A 436-nucleotide genomic window follows, 5' to 3' on the forward strand; every position below is an offset into this window, starting at 1 on the left:
GGAGCGGATCGGCGACCTGGGCAACGGCATCAGCCAGGATTTCCTGGTGCCGCTCGAGGTCGCATGACCCTGCAGGGCATTGTGCATAAATCGGGGCGCCGCTTTCGGGCGGCGCCCGTGTCATCGTGAAATACCAAATTCGACATACGACGGTCTACCGTTATGCCGAGCCGCTACGCCACAGCGTGCATGAGCTGCGGCTGACGCCTCGCAGCGGCGAGCTGCAGCAGGTGGAGAGCTGGCAGGTCCACGCGCCTGGCAACCTCACGCGCGCCACCGACGGTTTTGGCAACATCGTCCACCACTTCACTCTCGGCAACCGTACGGAAGACGTCATCATCGACGCGCGCGGTATTGTCGAAGCGTTTCCTGCGGGCTCGCCTGGCAGCCAACGGTTTGTCGACGCCCCCGAGCAGGGGCGCTATCGCGTTTCGCC

At 64.4% G+C, this 436-nt stretch carries 1 protein-coding gene; it reads left to right on the forward strand.

Features of this window, described 5'->3' with window-relative positions; all coding sequences use genetic code 11:
- Nucleotides 1–125: 125 nt before the first annotated feature.
- Nucleotides 126–436 (forward strand): transglutaminase N-terminal domain-containing protein (locus tag I6F28_RS37160; RefSeq protein WP_346656766.1); only part of this gene is annotated, 311 nt, incomplete at its 3' end.

Source organism: Bradyrhizobium sp. NBAIM14 (genome assembly GCF_020193895.1).
Classification (GTDB): domain Bacteria; phylum Pseudomonadota; class Alphaproteobacteria; order Rhizobiales; family Xanthobacteraceae; genus Bradyrhizobium; species Bradyrhizobium yuanmingense.